Below are 18943 nucleotides of genomic sequence, written 5' to 3'. Positions count from 1 at the left end.
AAGTCGCCTGGAAACATAAGGCTTTACCCCGGCAGTATGTATCGTGTGGTGTCGATTTGGAGACAAGCATTTAGCAAAGATAAGATAGCTAATTGCTTACAAAACGAGAGTTTTTCATTAATTAGTAGGCAACAGAATTACTGTAGCTACACAATCCACAGTACTAACTATGCCCTATGTCTGCTTATTCGATTGATACTGCCTTAGCGGAGTTAGAAAGCCTTATCAATAATTGTGAAAAGGCTGTGATGAGGTCTATAGAGGAAAAAAAAATGAAGTCAGATAAATCAGATAAATCAGTGTCAATCAACAAAATTAACAGACAATTACAACACAATCCTATAGCCATTGTTGGGATGGCTTCTCTATTGCCTCAAGCCAGAAATTTGCGGGAATACTGGCAAAATATAGTAAACAAAATTGACTGTATTACTGATGTTCCTTCCACTCACTGGAGCGTCGAAGATTATTACGATCCCAATCCCAGAACTACTGAAGATAAAACCTACTGTAAAAGAGGTGGGTTTCTTCCAGAGGTAGATTTTAACCCGATGGAATTCGGCATACCACCCAGCATTTTGGAAGTCACAGATGTATCGCAACTATTAAGTTTAGTGGTTGCGAAAGAGGCGATGGAAGATGCAGGTTATGGTGAAAAACGTGAGTTTAACCGCGAGATGGTTGGGGTAATCTTAGGCGTGGCTATGGCCAAGCAATTAGGAATGCCACTTTCTGCGAGATTGGAATATCCGATTTGGGAAAAAGCACTTAAAAGCAGTGGTTTATCTGATGAAGATACGCAAAAAATCGTTGAAAAAATCAAAAGCGCTTATGTGAAATGGGATGAGAACGCTTTCCCTGGAATGTTAGCTAACGTAGTCGCGGGTAGAATTGCCAATCGCCTAAATTTTGGCGGGATGAATTGTGTAGTTGATGCCGCTTGCGCTAGTTCCTTCGGTGCTTTAAAAATGGCAATTAGCGAACTAGTTGAGCATCGTTCTGACATGATGCTGACTGGTGGCGTTGATACCGACAACACCATCATGGCTTACATCTCATTCAGCAAAACACCGGCGGTTTCTCCTAGTGAAAATGTCAAACCTTTCGATGCTAAGTCGGATGGGATGATGCTGGGTGAAGGTATCGGGATGATTGTCCTTAAACGGTTAGAAGATGCGGAACGGGACAACGATAAAATCTATGCCGTAATTAAAGGTATTGGTACTTCCAGCGATGGGCGTTATAAGAGTATTTATGCTCCCCGCAAAGAAGGTCAAGTTAAAGCCTTAGAACGTGCTTATGAAGATGCCGGTTTCTCTCCCGCTACTGTTGGTTTAATGGAAGCACATGGCACCGGCACAATGGCTGGAGATCCGACAGAATTCGGTTCTTTAAAAGACTACTTTGATGTACATGATGACAAAAAGCAGCACATCGCTTTGGGTAGTGTGAAATCGCAAATCGGACACACAAAAGCGGCTGCGGGTGCGGCGAGTTTGATTAAAACTGCTTTGGCTTTACATCACAAAGTATTACCGCCCACAATTAACATTACCGAGCCAAACCCCAAACTCAACATTAAAAATTCATCCTTTTATTTGAATACCGAAACTAGACCTTGGATTCGTCCAGAAGGGGAAGCACCAAGACGCGCAGGTGTAAGTTCCTTTGGATTTGGCGGAACCAACTATCACGTCGTTTTGGAAGAATATGAAGCCGACCAAAACCACGCTTACCGCTTACACAGTGATGCTAGTGAAGTGCTGTTGTTTGCTCCTACAGTAGACCAATTGTTGAGCAAATCGGAAGAGATTTTAGGTAAGTTGCGATCGCCAGATGCACCTACACACTACGCACAATTAGTCAATGAGTGCAAATCGCCACAAATTCCCCTCTCTGCTGCCAGATTTGGGTTTGTAGCTGAGAATCTCGAAGAAGCTTGCAAGTTTCTGCAAACTAGCATTGACTGGCTAAAACACAAAGGAACAGCAGCATCTTGGGAGCATCCCCAAGGGATTTATTACCGTTCCTCTGGTATGGAGTTGGGCGGAAAAGTTGTCTCTCTATTTTCTGGTCAAGGTTCGCAATACTTGGAGATGGGCCGGGAACTAGTAATGAATTTCCCTTTGATGCGCCGTCTTCATGGCTATATGGATAGCCTGTTAATCAAAGATAATTTGCAGCCGTTGTCAGAAATCGTTTTTCCTCATCCTGTGTTTGGAGAGGCAGAAAAAAATGTCCAAATTGCTGCCTTACAACGCACAGAATACGCTCAACCAGCTATCGGGGTGTTGAGTGCAGGGATGTACAGCATATTGCAACAAGCTGGGTTCAAGTCAGATTTTGTTGCCGGTCACAGCTTTGGTGAACTGACAGCGCTATGGGCTGCGGGTGTTTTGAGTACAGAAGATTACTTATTTCTGGTGAAAGCTAGGGGTCAAGCAATGGCGGCTCCAGAAGACCCAGATCATGATGCGGGTAGTATGCTGGCTGTCAAAGAAGATATCAGCAAAGTGGAAGCAGTGCTGAGACATTTTCCCCAAGTTGCGATCGCAAATCAAAATTCTCCGACTCAATTTGTCTTGGCTGGGCCTACCGCAGAAATAGCGAGAATCAAAGAGGCTTTACACGAGAAAGGATATACAGCTGTATTGTTACCTGTTTCAGCAGCTTTCCATACACCGCTAATTGCCTTTGCTCAGAAATCCTTTGCGATCGCAACCAAGTCTGTCAAATTCCAAAGTCCAAAAATCCCTGTTTACAGCAACGTCACCAGTAAGCAGTATCCTAAAGAACCCCAAGGTATTCAAAAAATCCTGGAAACGCATCTTTCCAACTCAGTGCTGTTTAAACAGGAAATTGAAAATATCTATGCGGCGGGTGGTACTTGCTTTGTGGAATTTGGGCCGAGAAGAATTCTGACTAACTTGGTAAAAGATATCCTTGGCGATCGCCCACACATCACCGTATCTTTGAATCCTAGCACTCAAAAGAATAGCGATCGTTCTTTGCGAGAAGCAGTTGTGCAATTGCGTGTGATTGGTCTGGCTTTGAATAACCTCGATCCTTACCAACTTCCCCAAACTATACCCCCAATTGAGACGAAGAAGACATTAAATGTCCGTTTAAACGGGATAAACTACAGATCCGAAAAAACCAAAAATGCCTTCGCTCTAGCTTTGCAGGATGGGCATAAAGTCACATTACCCACCCCCGAATATTCTGATGCGGCTCCTTTATTTAGCAGCCCAGGTGTGACTCCAACTCTCGCTGCGATCGAGACTAACGGACATAAAAAATCCACCGCAACAATGAACGGTGTCATCACCCAACCAGAGCAACAAATGAATCCTGTGACCCTTTCACAACCAGCCCAGGAATCTAAGATGCAACCAACGCCAGAAAAACTTACAAATTACCAACAACTTTTAGAAAGTTTAGAATATCTCCTGACACAGTTCCAGGAAAATCAAGCCGAGAATTTACAAGTTCACGGTACTTATCTCAACCATCAAATGGAATACGCTAAAGCGTTTTTCCAACTGATGCAGCAGCAGAATTCTTTGTTGAGTGAAAGTAAATCAACAGCCGAAACTGCCAAAATGAAGCTAGTTGTCATGGAAAGCTTAGAGCGTAGCATGATGCAGTTTCACTCTCAACAAGGTGAAACCCTACGCATCCATGAACAATATCTTCAAGAACAGTTGGAATATACTAAAAACTTTTTCCAACTCATACAGCAAGAGTATTCTCAAATCATCTCTGGTGAGGGAGCAACCCAACTAACAGAGAAACTAAGTAATTTCACTCCCTTCAGCACAGAAACAACTGTTAGTGATGCACCAGTACCTGCTACTACCAAGATAGTAGAAAGCCAGCCTTTGCCTGTAACTGAGCCTGTAGTTAAAAATGGCTTAAATGTTACCCAAGAGCCTCTCCCGGCTGCTGTAGAGCCTGTAGTTGAAACTCCTGTATCCCCAGAGACACGAGCAATTGAGACGCGATCAATTGAGACGCGATCAACAGAGACGCGATCAATCGAGACGCGATCAATCGCGTCTCTACTGCCCACACCGCATTTCGCCACTGTCGAGACAGTAGAGCCACCTGTCCCAGTAGTAGAACCTCAAGCCGAGGTTGTAGTCAAAATTAGCTCACCTCCAGAAGTTGTTGCATTCACCCCAGAACCAGCACCTACAACTGCTGCACCTGTATCTGGCGCAACCATCGATATTGTTGACTTGGATAAAAACCTCTTAGCCATCACCAGCGACAAGACCGGCTACCCAGTCGAAATGCTGGAAATGGACATGGACATGGAGGCGGATTTAGGAATTGACTCCATCAAACGGGTGGAAATCTTAGGGGCGCTACAGGAAATGTACCCTAACCTACCCAAGCCCAATTTAGAAGAACTGTCAGAAAAACGCACCATCGGTCAAGTTGTAGAGTATCTGCAATCCCATGCTTCCAAAAGTATTACTGTAGAAATTGCAGTTCACGAAGTACAACAAGCAACCGAGATTTCAGTAGAGGCTGCACCTGTAGTTGAGGTAGTAACTTCACCTGAACCAAGCGTAGTTGTCGCATTCACCCCAGAACCCGCTACAAGTGATGAATTTGCAGACTTAGGTCAAACCCTGTTAGCTATTACCAGTGATAAGACCGGCTATCCAGTAGAGATGCTGGAACTGGAAATGGACATGGAAGCTGATTTAGGGATTGACTCTATCAAACGGGTAGAAATCTTGGGGGCGATGCAAGAAATGTACCCCAACTTACCCAAGCCAAATATCGAAGAACTCGGAGACCTCCGCACCATCGGTCAAATAGTCGATTACCTACAGCAGTTGGCTGGAGGTGAAAAAAAAAAGTCTGAGCCTGAGTTTGTCCAACAACCACCGGAATTAGAGCATAATATCCAGCGCCATCCCGTCAAACTCAGAACCCTCGCACAGCCCGATTATTTGGATTTCACATTACCAGAGGGACACATCGGTTTAATCACCGATGATGGTTCCCTCACCACTTATAAATTAGCTGAATCCCTAATCGAGAAAGGCTGGAAAGTAGTAGTTATCAGCTTCCCCCAATCGCTCATCGCCCAACAAGCGCCCTTACCCGCAGGAGTAACCCGCGTCACCTTAGCAAACTTGAGTGAAGAACATCTCCAACAACAATTGCAAGCGATCGCATCTCACTGCGGAACGATTGGGGCCTTCATCCACCTACATCCGATGTTTGTAGGAAATCACACCGGAAGTATTTCTTATAACGAGCAAGAAAAGGCGATCGTCAAGCACATATTTTTGATGGCGAAACACCTGAAACCCTCTCTAAACGAAGCCTCACGTCATGGGCGTAGTTGTTTCTGCACAGTTGCTCATCTTGATGGAGCCTTCGGCTTAGAGTACAAAGTCAATTTCGGTGCGATCGGCGCTGGTTTATTCGGATTAACCAAAACTCTGAGATGGGAATGGCCAAAGGTATTTACTCGTGCGATCGACCTAAGCCCCAGACTTGACGCTAAACAATCAGTACAAAACATCATCGCCGAACTTCACGACCCCAACCTTTATATAAGTGAAGTTGGGTATGGTTCACAAGGACGAGTCACCATTATCGCCGATTAATTAGTTTTTTGATATAGCAGTCTTATTTGAGTTGTGAAAATTCCTGTTTTTAACGAACCGCAAAGGACGCAAAGAGCGCAAAGAAAAGAAATAAACAGAGAATTTGACAAATTTTTTAGGACTGCTATAGCACGTTACTTTTTACTTCCCACTACAAGATTGCCTATTTCTCTTACTTTGCGTCCTTTGCGCCCTTTGCGGTTCGTATATCAAAAAAACCCAATTTATGCAGGTATTCATGAGGATTTATGACACAAATAGCCCAGCTTAGTCCATCATCTGTCTTTGTCGTGAGCGGCGGTGCAAAAGGGATTACGGCTGAGTGTACTATCAGATTAGCCCAACAGCAACCCTGCAAATTCATCCTCCTTGGTCGCTCCGAACTATTAAAAACCGAACCAGATTATGCTCTAAATTCTGATGAATCCGCATTGAAAAAATGCATCATGGAAAATCTTCTTTCTCACGGAGAGAAGCCTACACCCATGAATGTGCAAAAAATATATAACAAAATTACCTCCAGCCGCGAAATTAAAAAGACTCTAGCAGCAATTGAAAAAACCGGAGCTAAAGCAGAATATATCAGCGTCGATGTCACAGATACGCAAGCTTTACAACAAAAACTTGCCACTGTTGTACAACATCAGGGCCCAATTACAGGAATCATCCACGGCGCGGGAAACTTAGCTGATAAGTTAATTGAAAAGAAAACAGAAGAGGATTTTGAAAAAGTTTACACCGCTAAAGTTCAAGGTTTAGAAAATCTGTTAGCTTGCGTTAACCCTAATCAACTTCAGCATTTAGTTTTGTTTTCTTCAGTCACAGGATTTTACGGAAATCCTGGACAATCTGATTATGCGATCGCAAATGAAATTCTGAACAAATCAGCCCATATATTTAAGCAAAGTTATCCCTCATGTCATGTAGTCGCTATCAACTGGGGCGCTTGGGACAGTGGGATGGTGACAGCAGAATTAAAGAAGATTTTTCAAGAGCGAAAAATCGAAATTATTCCCATTGCAGTTGGGGCGCAAATGCTCGTTAAAGAAATGGATAATACCAATCATGCAACCTCACAAGTTGTTATTGGTAGCCCACTAGTTCCAATGGCTACAGAGCTAGATTCAGAACTACGAACTTATCGTATTCGTCGCCAAATGACATTGGAGGCTAATCCATTTTTACACGATCATACTATTGCTGGTTCTCCAGTTTTACCAGCAACTTGTGCAATGACTTGGATTATCAATGCTTGTGAACAATTATATCCAGGTTATCGGTTATTTAATTACCAAGATTTCAAAGTTTTAAAGGGGATTACTTTCAATGAGACATTAGCGAAGGAACATATTTTAGAAATAGAAGAAATTTCTAAAGTTAATCTTGAAAGAATCGAACTTAAAGCAAAAATTTCGAGTAAAAATCCAGAAGGCAGAATCCATTTTCATTTTAGCGCTCAACTCAATCTCCAGCGAGAAATCCCATCTGCACCCACTTATGAATCTCTCAATCTTGAAGAAGATAATATCATCACCGCTACAGGAAAGGATTTTTACCAAAATGGTGGAGCCACATTATTTCATGGCCCCGCTTTTCAAGAAATCAAAAGAGTTTTAAACATTAGTCCTGAAAAAATTACTACAGAATGTCTTTGGCCAGAACTCAGCGCACAGCAACAAGGACAATTCCCCGTCCAATGGGTAAATCCTTACACAACAGACTTGAGTATGCACGCCTTATGGGTTTGGACACAACACTTTCATCAAGAAGGTTGCTTACCAGGAAAAGTAGAAAAGTTTGAACAGTTTGCAATGATACCACATAACGAAACATTTTACGTTTCTTGTGAAGTCAAATCTAAGACACCAAGTAGTGCGATCGCAAACTTCATCATACACGATCGCCAAGGAAAAATATACTCACGAATGCTCGGCGCTCATGCCATTATTTGGTCAATGAAAATGCTCAGAAGCTAGTAGTTTTCCTTTACCACTCAACATCTACATAGCAGTCCTAAATGATCTGTGAAATTCTTTCTCTTCTTCGTGCTCTTTGCGTCCTTTGCGGTTCGTTAAAAAGAGTATTTATCACAACTCAAATAGGATTGCTATAACTTGCCTCGTTTAAAGTTTGGGGAACAGCGTAAATCCTGCCTTTTAATTATCTCTTGCTAAATACCCAAACTCGGAGCATATAAATCGTGGAAAAAATAGCCATCATCGCATTATCATGCCTATTCCCCGATGCAAAAAATCCTGAAGAATACTGGCAAAACATCATTAATCAAAAAGATTCGACATCCTCTGCAACCGTCGAAGAAATCGGAGTAGATCCGACAATTTTTCACAATCCAGTTAAAGGTACACCAGACAAAACTTATTCTCTCAAAGGCGGATACATCCGCAACTTTCAATTTAATCCATCTGAATACAATCTACCATCAGAATTTGTTGCTGGTTTAGATAACACCTTCAAATGGTCATTGTATGCAGCTAAACAAGCAATTGTACAGAGTGGTTATTGGGGTAATCAAACTGTTCTTGCAAAATGTGGCGTAATTTTAGGTAATTTGTCATTTCCGACAAAATTATCTAACCAGCTATTCTCTCCAATTTACCAGCAAGCTATTAACCCTGCTGTCAGAGAACTTTTGCAGTATGAAGATTTTGATTTAGCTGTCCCAAGTGCAACCAAAGCATCTTTATACAATGCGATGATATCTGGCTTACCAGCATCTATCGTTGCTCAAGCTCTATCCCTATCCCAGATTAATTTATGCCTGGATGCTGCTTGTTCATCATCATTTTATGCGATTAAACTAGCATCTCATTACTTATGGTCACATAAAGCTGATGTCATGTTAGCTGGAGCTATCAGTTGTGCAGATTCCCTATTCGTGCGGATGTTATTTTCCGGTGTTCAAGGGTATGCAGAAAACGGTATCAGCCGCCCCTTAGATAAATCCTCTAGAGGGCTAATTCCCGCAGATGGTGTTGGGATGGTGATGCTGAAGAGATATTCTGATGCCGTCAGAGATGGTGATAATATTCTCGCCACTATTTGCGGTAATGGACTCTCGAATGATGGCAAAGGTAAACATTTACTGAGTCCGAATCCTAAAGGACAAATCTTAGCTTTTGAGCGAGCCTATAATGAGGCGAAATTTAGTCCCAAAACCATCGATTATCTAGAGTGTCACGCCACTGGCACATTACTAGGAGATACAACCGAATTTAACTCCATAGAAACATTCTTTGGTCAAAATCAAGCTGCGCCTCTGGTGGGTTCTGCTAAGGCAAATACTGGTCACTTGCTAACTGCTGCTGGCATGGTTGGCTTGACTAAAGTGATTTTGAGTATGTCTCATGGTGTAATTCCACCAACCATGAATGTTTCTGAACCTTTAACATCAGAAAAAAGTACAATTTCCGCCGATAAAATTGTTAGAACAGCTACGGCGTGGCCCAATAATAACGCACCAATTAAACGGGCAGCTATTAGCGCTTTTGGTTTTGGCGGCACTAATTCTCATCTGATTTTAGAACAAGGAACTACAGCAGAATCAGTTGAATCAACTCCGCCTGTTCCAACTACCAAAGTTGCTATTGTCGGCATGGATGCCTTTTTTGGTAACTGCAATGGTTTAGATGCTTTTGAACGCAGTATTTACGATGGAACACAGCATTTTACTTCTCTACCGCCTCAAAGATGGCATGGTATAGAAAGTCAAGAAAATATCCTGAAAGAGTACGGTTTAGCAGATGGAAAAGCACCACTAGGGGCATACATCAAAGATTTTGAAATCGATACTTTATCGTGCAAAATCCCACCAAATGAGATAGAGAAATTAAACCCACAACAATTGTTACTCCTCAAGGTTAGCGATCGCGCCGTGAAAGATGCGAAACTACAGGAGGGTGGCAATGTGGCTGTGATTGTCGCCGCCGAGACAGAGTTCTCTGTGCATCAGCTACAGCAAAGATGGAATCTCTCTTGGCAAGTTAAGGATGGCTTACTCAACCAAGGAATTTCTCTACCTGCTGAACATCTTTCCCAACTGGAAACCATTGTCAAAGATAGCATCCACCAACCAGTAGAAATCGGCGAATATGTGAGTCACATTGCCAACATCATGGCAAGCCGGATTTCTGCTTTGTGGAATTTCACTGGCCCTGCATTTACAGTCAGCGCTGGCGAAAATTCTGCCCTCAAAGCGTTGGAAGTAGCCCAAATGCTACTTGCTACTGGAGAAGTAGACGCGGTGGTTGTTGGTGCCGTAGATTTAGCCGGTGGTGTGGAAAATGTCTTATTCCGCAGCCAATTTGCACCAATTAATACGGGTGTAAATACATTGGGTTATGACCAACAAGCCAACGGTTGGACGGTTGGCGAAGGTGCGGGTGCTGTCGTCCTCAAGCGCTACGAAGCCGCTAAAGAAGACAATGAACGCATCTATGCAGTAATTGATGCCATGAGTTTCGCACAAGGTAATTCTACTTTGAGTAACGCTTTGGTAAAACCTGATGCTTCAGCTATCAGCAATGTCTGCAAACAAGCTTTCCAGATGGCAGATATTCAACCCACAGAAGTTAACTATGTGGAAGTCTTCGGTAGTGGCATTCCCCAGGAGGATGAAGCCGAAATCACAGGTTTACTGCAAGCTTATCCAAAAGTGGGCAATGGTTTGCATTGTGCATTGGGCAGTGTTAAAGCCAATATCGGTCACACCTATACAGCATCGGGAATTGCTAGCTTAATCAAAACCGCTCTCTGTCTTTATTACAGGTATATTCCCGCCACTCCCAAATGGTCTGGTGTCAAAACACCGCAAGTATGGGAAGGTAGTCCTTTCTATGTGGCAATGGAATCAAGACCTTGGTTTGTCGATAAAGGCGGCACACGCAGAATAGCAGCGATTAATAGCATGGGTATAGATGGGAGTTACGCCCATTTAATCTTATCGGAGGAACCCAGCCAAGAGGAGCGCGATAACAGATATTTGCAACAAATGCCTTTTCATCTGTTCCCTATAGCAGTTAGCGATCGCTCCACTATACCTGATATCCTAAACCATCTCCAAAAATCCATCGAAGCTAGTTCTTCTTTATCAGCTACCGCCAGCCAAACATTCGCTACCTTTGAACAGCATTCTGATGCAAAATACGTCTTATCAATCACAGGACGTAACACAAAAGAACTACTCAAAGAAATTGAATCTGCCCGCAAAGGTGTAAATAATGCCTTTGATAACGGTACAGATTGGCAAACACCAATAGGAAGTTATTTTACAGCGAAACCATTGGGTAAAACTGGAGCAGTTGCTTATGTTTATCCCGCAGCAGTTAATTCTTATATCGGCATTGGTCGGACTGTTTTTCGGTTATTTCCTAAAGTCTTCGAGGACTTAAAAAGTAACAATCTCTACAACCGGGCTGCCGATGTTGAAAAATTGGTTTATCCCAGAAGTTTACCTAAATTGACAACCAGGCAACTAGAAACTCTCGAAAAGCAATTGTTAGATGATTCACTAGCAATGTTTGAAAGTGAAATTGCCTTTGCTAGATACATGACGGCAATTTTCCGAGATGATTTTCAAGTCAAGCCGAAATGCGTTTTTGGGTATAGTTTGGGTGAAACTAGTATGATGGTTGCCCAAGGAGTTTGGAGTGATTTTGAAGGCGGAAGTAACACCTTAAACTCATCACCTCTATTTGGTGATAAGTTATCTGGGCCAAAAAATGCTGTGCGTGAATATTGGGGATTAACAGATTCACCAAACAACAATTTTTGGAATACTTATGTTCTCATGGCTACTCCATCTCAAGTTAGAGAATGCCTGAAACATGAGAATCGCGTCTACTTAACTCAAATTAACACACCAGAAGAAGTATTAATTGCTGGTGAAGATGCCGCCTGTAAGCGAGTGATTACAACTTTAGGTTGCAATTCTTTCCCCGCTCCCTTCGACCATGTGATACATTGTGAAGCGATGCGATCGCAATACGAGGAAATCAAGAAGGTAAACACCTTACCATCCCAAAATCTTCCTGGTATTGTGTTTTATTCTGCCGCCGATTATCAACCAGTTGCACTTGAAAGAGATGCAATTGCTCACAATATCGCCAAAGGATTGTGCCAAGAACTTGATTTTCCGCAATTAGTTAATCGTGTCTACGGTGATGGAGTCAGAATATTTTTAGAAGCGGGCGCTGGTAGTGTCTGTTCACGATGGATTGATAAAATTCTTGGCAACAAAGAACATATCACAGTTTCTTTGAATCGTAGAGGGATGGATGACCATGCTTCGATGGTCAAAGCATTAGCAAAACTACTCAGTCATCAGGTGAACGTAGATTTATCACCGTTGTACAGTAAAGCCCAAGAAAGCGCTAATTCAAATAAAGCAACATTGAGAACAGTTACCTTGGGTGGAAAAGCGATCGCAGCTACAATTTTGAGTGACGATAATCGCAAAATTGTTGAAAATTTGGTTGAGGATATTAAGTGCGATCGCTTCAAAAAACAGCATCAAAACATACCTAATGTCCAACAATCTGAAATCACAGATTTTCTTAACACTTCCAACCAAATAACTCAACAAGAAAGTTATTCCCCTAACATCTTGCCTCAGCTAAAAGAAGTCAAACCGAAAAATATCATTGATAACGTTTTTGAACCGAGAGAACAATTACAATCTTCTGAGTCAAGCGCAATTAGACAGCCAATTTCTCTTTCTTCCCCGCCAGTCATAACTCGAAAAATTAGTAGCATCATCAGCATGTTCGATTTAAATAAGACTCAGTATCAAAAGCTCAATGCTAATAATTCAAAGATAACCAAAGCACACAATGCCTTCTTACAAGCTAGACAAGATTACAGTCAGCAAATGAGTGAAATAATTCAATTGCAACTAGCTTGTGCCCAAAACTTACTTAACGACGAATCTTAATATCTCATACCAATTCTTTCTCAACTTACACCGACTAATTCTTAACTTATCTCTTCCTTTGCGCCCTTTGCGTCCTACCCTGCGGGAAGCCGCTTTGCGTCTATGCGGTTCGTTTAAAAATTATTACGTGCATATTCAGAGAGAATTGGTATAAAAATGTAGACTCCTTCAACCTTATTATCCATTGTTTGTAATCCGAGGGATAACTGCCGTGACAACCGTAGATACGGTACTAAGTAAACACGATAATGGCCTTAACTTCTCCACCTGGTCTTATAACAAAAACCAGGTTTGGAAAGGTTCTTTAGAAACTGTATCTTTTGAGAAACAAACCATCAAAGATAAATTGATGGTATTAAATAAACCCTGCTACATCGTGAAAGTTGCCGGAAAAATCGGTGTCACTAATGAGGGGTATTTATCCCCTGGTGATAATGGCACAACAGCACAAGTAGAACTGCTAACATTTGCAGCCCCAATCCGCATTCAACAATTTGGAGATCCCAATTTTCTCTCCTCTTATGGAGTGAAATATGCCTACGTTACCGGCGCAATGGCTGGCGGAATTGCTTCCGAAGAAATGGTCATTGCACTAGGAAAAGAGCAAATTTTGAGTTCCTTTGGTGCAGGTGGTTTAACTCCAGACCGTTTAGAAGCAGCTATAAATCGCATTCAACAAGCTTTACCTCAAGGGCCCTATGCATTTAATTTAATTCACAGTCCCAATGAACCTGCGATTGAACGCCGGGCTGTGGATTTATACCTCAAATATCAAGTGAGAACAGTAGAAGCCTCTGCATTTCTCGACTTGACCCCCAACATTGTTTATTACCGCGTTGCTGGATTGGGGTTGAATAACGCCAATCAAATTGAAATCAAAAATAAAGTCATTGCCAAAATTTCTCGCCGAGAAGTTGCTACTAAATTTCTGCAACCAGCACCAGCGAGAATACTCAAAGAACTCCTGGAACAAGGGTTAATTACTGAGTTACAAGCAACCCTTGCAGCTAAAGTTCCAATGGCTGATGATATTACCGTCGAGGCTGATTCTGGAGGTCATACAGATAACCGTCCCCTGGTTTGTTTATTACCTTCTATTATTGCTTTGCGAGATGAAATTCAAGCACAATATCATTACCAAACACCCATCAGAATCGGCGTTGCAGGGGGAATTGGAACACCACAATCAGCATTAGCAGCTTTCATGATGGGCGCTGCTTATGTAATGACCGGTTCCATTAATCAGTCATGCGTTGAATCTGGGGCTTGTGAACATACCAAAAAGTTATTAGCCCAAGCAGAAATGGCTGATATGATAATGGCTCCAGCAGCAGATATGTTTGAAATGGGAGTCAAATTGCAAGTTCTCAAACGGGGTACGATGTTCCCCATGCGAGCGCAGAAATTATTTGAACTCTATCGCGCTTATGATTCCATTGAAGAGATTCCTTTAGCAGAAAGACAGAAATTAGAAAAACAAGTTTTTCGCAAAACTATTGCTGAAGTATGGGAAGGAACTGCGGCTTATTTGTCCCAAAAGAATCCTGAGAAACTTGGGAAAGCAGTCAATAATCCTAAATTGAAAATGGCGTTGATTTTCCGTTGGTATCTAGGATTATCTTCTCGCTGGTCTAGTTCTGGTGAAAAAGGTAGAGAAGTCGATTATCAAATTTGGTGTGGCCCGGCAATGGGCGGTTTCAATGACTGGGTACGCGGTTCCTACCTGTCTGAACCAAATAATCGTCAGGTAGTTGATGTTGCTAATCAAATTATGACTGGTGCAGCCTTTTTGTATCGTGTCCAAAATTTGAAAATTCAAGGGCTACAAACTTCCGATTATTACAGTCAGTATCACCCTGTTCGTTTTACATCATTGTTGGAGATTTAAAAATGACTATAAAACAGTCTTTTACAGCAGACGATATTCAAGTATTTTTGGTATCTAACTTAGCTAAGTTACTAGGAGTAGCAACTGATGAAATAGATGTCAAAGAACATTTAGAAAACTATGGGTTGGATTCAGCCCAAGCAATGATTCTAGTAAGTAACTTAGAAAAGTTGCTAGGATTTCAACCATCTCCATTGCTACTGTGGCATTATCCAAATATTGAAGCTCTTTCACAGCGTTTAGCTGAAGAAGTGCAAGATGGTTCACCAGTTCAAGATACAGGGGTGGCATCCTCTAATGCCAATGCTGCACCCTCTGTTCTAGATTTAGCTGCTGAGGCTGTTCTTGACCCCACCATCCATCCCGGTGCTGCATCTAATGTGCTTGTGGGTGAACCCAAAAATATCTTTTTAACTGGAGGAACCGGCTTTTTAGGAGCTTTTATTATCCGGGAATTGCTACAGGAAACCAATGCGGATATCTATTGCTTAGTGCGTGCTGCTAATGCCGAAGAAGGCAAAAGCAAACTCCAAAAGAATCTGGAACAGTATGCAATTTGGCAGGAAGAATTTAACTCCAGAATTATTCCTATTGTCGGCGATTTATCTCAGCCATTGTTAGGTATTGGCTCTGAACAGTTTCAAATTTTAGCTACCGATATTGATACTATCTATCATAGCGGTGCTTTGTTGAATTATGTTTTTCCATACTCAGCATTGAAGGCAGCCAATGTTTTAGGAACTCAAGAAGTTTTGAGATTGGCTTGTCAAATTAAAGTCAAGCCTGTACATTACGTTTCTAGTGTTGCTGTTTTTGAATCCACTGCTTATGCTGGCAAGGTTGTTAAAGAACAGGATGAATTCAATCATTGGGAAGGTATTTATCTTGGTTACTCTCAAACTAAATGGGTAGCCGAAAAGTTAGTTAAAATTGCTCGTGACCGTGGACTTCCTGTAACTATTCACAGACCACCACTGATTTCAGGTGATAGCAAAACAGGCATTTGTAACACACATGATTTTATCAATCTGATGACCAAGGGCTGTCTACAAATGGGAAGTTTCCCTGATGTAGATTATATGTTGGATATGTCTCCTGTAGATTATGTAAGTAAAGCGATTGTTTATCTATCACGGCAAAAAGAATCTATAGGTAAAGCTTTCAATTTACAACATCCCCAACCCGCCGCTTTAAAAATGCTAGTTGAGTGGATACGCTCTTTTGGTTATTCAGTTGAGATGATTCCATATCAACAATGGCAATCAGAGTTAATCAATAATGTGACTTCTGCTGACAATCCTTTATACACTCTGCGACCCTTTTTACTGGAACGCTGGTCTGATGAACAACTGACTATTCCTGATTTGTACTTACAAGCTAGAAGACCCCATATTAGCTGCCAAGATACTCTCCATGCACTAGCAGGCAGTTCTATTGTTTGTCCTCCAATTGACTCTCAATTGTTTATGACTTATACCGCCTACTTGATTCAAAGCGGTTTCTTAAATATCGCTTAGTAATTCAAAACTTGCGTAGGATGTGTTAGGAACGTAACGCATCATCCCGAATACTTCGGTGTGTTACGGCTTGCGTAACGCACCCTACAAAATAATTTGATTTAGTCCATTTTTTAAAACTCAGTACTACTGAATAGCCAATATTTCAGATGCCAGCAACAACTCAAACACTAACAGCGGCAATATAATTGCCCTGTTTTTTTATGCTCAATCATGTAAATTTTTAGGATTCACCCCTTGACAGAAGCAATTGAGGATAGAATGGTTAGTGTTGGGCATAAAAGTTTGATTTTACCTGCTGGCTGTTGTGAGTAATCAAAAGCCAGCGCTAGTAGTTTGAAATAACCGAACTTCTTTAATGCTCCACTTATTCGATGTATAAGTCCTAAATTTACGTTTGGACTGCTACATCTATCAAACCCATCACACAAGCATTGGAAAGGGTAATAACTCAAGACATTTCTTGTCGGTTGAGATATTACGCGTACTTAATTGTAGAACGAGAACCACTGTAAATGCAACGCAGCTTCATTAAGTTGAATTCACCAATATTCTTACATGAACACAACACATCAAACTCAGAGCAAAAAAACTGCTCTTATTACTGGAGCAGCCGGTGGTATTGGCTACGAATTAGCATGTATTTTTGCTGCTCATGATTACAATCTGGTCTTAGTAGACAGAAACGGGTTAAAGCTTGTAGAAATTGCAGCTAAATTCCAAGAAGAATTCGGAAATTTTGCCAAAACTATTGTTAAGGATTTATCTATATCAACAGCTCCTGAAGAAATTTTCACGGAGTTGCAACTCGCCGATATTAATGTTGATGTGCTAGTCAATAATGCTGGATTTGGTATCTATGGATTATTTCACGAAACAGACCTAGCTACTGAATTGGAAATGCTACAGGTAAATTTGGTGTGCCTCACCCATTTAACCAAGCTATTTGTAAAGCACATGGTAAAGCAAGGTGAAGGTAAAATATTAAATGTTTCCTCGGCTGCTGCTTTTCAACCAGGGCCTTTGATGGCGGTTTATTTTGCTACTAAAGCTTATATCTTATCTTTTTCTGAAGCGATCGCTAATGAATTAGAAGGTACAGGTGTCACTGTGACAGTTCTTTGCCCAGGCTCAACCGCATCTGCTTTTCATGAAAGAACCGGAATGGCTGACTCTAAGTTGCTCAAGGGTAAGAGGATGATGCATGCACAAACAGTAGCCGAAATTGGTTTTCGCGCCTTAATGAAGGGCAAAACTATTGCGATTCCTGGGTTTATGAATAAACTACTTGCAAAAAGCGTCAGATTTGTACCTAGAAAACTGGTAACAAAAATTGTGCGAAATATGCAGGAAGATAAGTAGGGGGCATGGGGCATTGGGCATAGGGCATTGGGCATTGGGCATTCACTAATGACTAATGACTAATGACTAGGATTAATACTGCCAACACTTTAAATTCCAGCCAAAATTCTCTACGGCAACAGCAGCAACATAATTGTTAGCAGGCACTAGTTCAAAAAGACTCCAGTCTTCAGTTATCCGTAACTTAGCTGGTTGTGTGGGAGTCAACGATACTTCAATTTGCTCTAACTGAGCTAGTCCGTCTCCAGTTGCTTTTAAATAAGCTTCCTTACAAGTCCAGTAACGGAAAAATACCTCTTGCTGTTGGTTTGCAGATAGCGATCGCAACATTTCATATTCTCTCGGTAAAAAGAACCGTTTGGCAAGAGCTTCCAGATCAGACATCGGGCGAATATATTCTAGGTCTACACCAATTTGGCGAGTGCAATTCACCGCACACAAACCCAACCTTTGGGAATGAGACAAGTTAAACGCCAGTCCACTATCGGCAAATGTATCTGCTAATACTGGTTTGCCACGGTGTTGATAATTAAACTCCACTTGTAGCGGCTGGATACCCAAATAGCGACCTAATATAGTTCGGAGAATACCACGACCAGCAATGAAACGCTGCCGATGTTCCTGAAAATAGAACCGTTCAGCACGAGTTATTTCGTCACTGGAAAGAGTCGCTGCTAAATTTTGCAGTTGTGGTTCTGGTTGGTCAAGTTCTATGCGCCAGAGATGAATCTCATCCGGTAACAAAGTTAAATCTGTCGGTGCAGGTAGCCAGAGATGATTCATTATAATTCGTAATTCGTAATTCTTATCTTTGCCATTGATTGAGCCAGCGCACTTGACCAATCCAGTCAGCAGCTTGTGTTTCTACAACCAGACAATCTAAAGCAGTAATCAAACTAGATAGAGTCCAACTATTTTGGGCAGCTAAAATAATACCATTATGGTTAGGATAGCTTTGTGCCAAAACTAAAAAATCGCGGATATTGAAAGTAAAAATACACCTTCCTCTAGCAGTAGCCCCTAACAACTGAGTTTCATCAGTTGCATCTAAGGGCATCCAATATGTGGGAGTTCGGGTGACATCATGACCCTGATTAAGCAAAGCTAAATGTAAAGCTTTAATTGATGTATCAGCATCCAAATGTAACAGAGGCTTAGACATTGTGAACTGATTCGAGAGCTACTTCAGATGCGATCGCCTCATCAATTTCTTGCTGATGAGCAGCATAGAAAGCCAGGGCTGCATTCACCTGAGCCTCACTCAAATCATACTCAGCAGCAATTTGTCCGGCAGATAATCCCCATTGTTGAGCTGCGATCGCCAAAGTCTGCACCCGCAAGCCAGTTCCATTCAGTATTGGCACTACTAAACCACTAGCACCCCGGCGGTAAGTAAGCTCAGGAAATACAGGGTTGTCAAAATCCTCAGTTAAAATTTCGACCTTTTCAGCTACAGCAGAGACAATAAATTGCTCAAGAGAAATGCCAAGGCTTGCAGCATATCTTTGGGCTTTTTGTCGTAACAGTGGGGGCAAATTAAAAGAGTCAGATGTCATCAATATATTCTACCTAGCTAACTAACAATAATAGGCAT

At 41.7% G+C, this 18943-nt stretch carries 9 protein-coding genes; 6 read left to right on the top strand and 3 right to left on the bottom strand.

Going from position 1 to position 18943, the window contains the following annotated elements; all coding sequences use genetic code 11:
- The first annotated feature begins 176 nt into the window (after nucleotides 1–176).
- From LC586_RS00200 to LC586_RS00175, 6 genes are all read left to right on the top strand, one after another.
- Entirely contained in the window at nucleotides 177–5633 is a 5457-nt protein-coding gene (locus tag LC586_RS00200) for a type I polyketide synthase (protein WP_229482399.1), read from the top strand.
- 248 nt (nucleotides 5634–5881) lie between these two features.
- The gene (locus LC586_RS00195; protein ID WP_229482398.1) at nucleotides 5882–7609 is read left to right on the top strand and encodes an SDR family NAD(P)-dependent oxidoreductase; all 1728 of its coding nucleotides are present in this window, start codon (nucleotides 5882–5884) and stop codon (nucleotides 7607–7609) included.
- 224 nt (nucleotides 7610–7833) lie between these two features.
- Complete coding sequence (locus tag LC586_RS00190) at nucleotides 7834–12582, top strand: PfaB family protein (RefSeq protein WP_229482397.1); 4749 nt, start codon at nucleotides 7834–7836, stop codon at nucleotides 12580–12582.
- 211 nt (nucleotides 12583–12793) lie between these two features.
- Nucleotides 12794–14470: a PfaD family polyunsaturated fatty acid/polyketide biosynthesis protein gene (locus LC586_RS00185; RefSeq protein ID WP_229482396.1), complete on the top strand. Its 1677-nt coding sequence runs from the start codon at nucleotides 12794–12796 to the stop codon at nucleotides 14468–14470.
- A gap of 2 nt (nucleotides 14471–14472) precedes the next feature.
- Nucleotides 14473–15987, top strand: a complete 1515-nt coding sequence (locus LC586_RS00180) for a thioester reductase domain-containing protein (protein WP_229482395.1) — start codon at nucleotides 14473–14475, stop codon at nucleotides 15985–15987.
- A 558-nt stretch (nucleotides 15988–16545) separates the two neighbouring features.
- Entirely contained in the window at nucleotides 16546–17349 is an 804-nt protein-coding gene (locus tag LC586_RS00175; RefSeq protein WP_229482394.1) for an SDR family NAD(P)-dependent oxidoreductase, read from the top strand.
- Nucleotides 17350–17421: 72 nt separating this feature from the next.
- Here LC586_RS00175 and hetI read toward each other — a convergent pair whose 3' ends face one another.
- From hetI to LC586_RS00160, 3 genes are read right to left on the bottom strand one after another with little or no spacing between them, the layout of a single operon-like run.
- Complete coding sequence (gene hetI, locus LC586_RS00170; RefSeq protein WP_229482393.1) at nucleotides 17422–18132, bottom strand: 4'-phosphopantetheinyl transferase HetI; 711 nt, start codon at nucleotides 18130–18132, stop codon at nucleotides 17422–17424.
- Nucleotides 18133–18154: 22 nt separating this feature from the next.
- Nucleotides 18155–18511 (bottom strand): DUF5615 family PIN-like protein, encoded by a 357-nt coding sequence (locus tag LC586_RS00165; protein WP_229482392.1) that lies wholly within the window; start codon nucleotides 18509–18511, stop codon nucleotides 18155–18157.
- Nucleotides 18504–18905, bottom strand: a complete 402-nt coding sequence (locus LC586_RS00160; RefSeq protein WP_229482391.1) for a DUF433 domain-containing protein — start codon at nucleotides 18903–18905, stop codon at nucleotides 18504–18506. The genes LC586_RS00165 and LC586_RS00160 overlap by 8 nt, the downstream gene beginning before the upstream one ends.
- Nucleotides 18906–18943 lie beyond the last annotated feature (38 nt).

The sequence above is a fragment of the Nostoc favosum CHAB5714 genome (assembly GCF_020829495.1).
Lineage (GTDB): Bacteria > Cyanobacteriota > Cyanobacteriia > Cyanobacteriales > Nostocaceae > Nostoc > Nostoc favosum.
The sequence above is the reverse complement of the archived record's forward strand: the minus strand, read 5'-3'. Positions and strand labels throughout refer to the sequence as shown.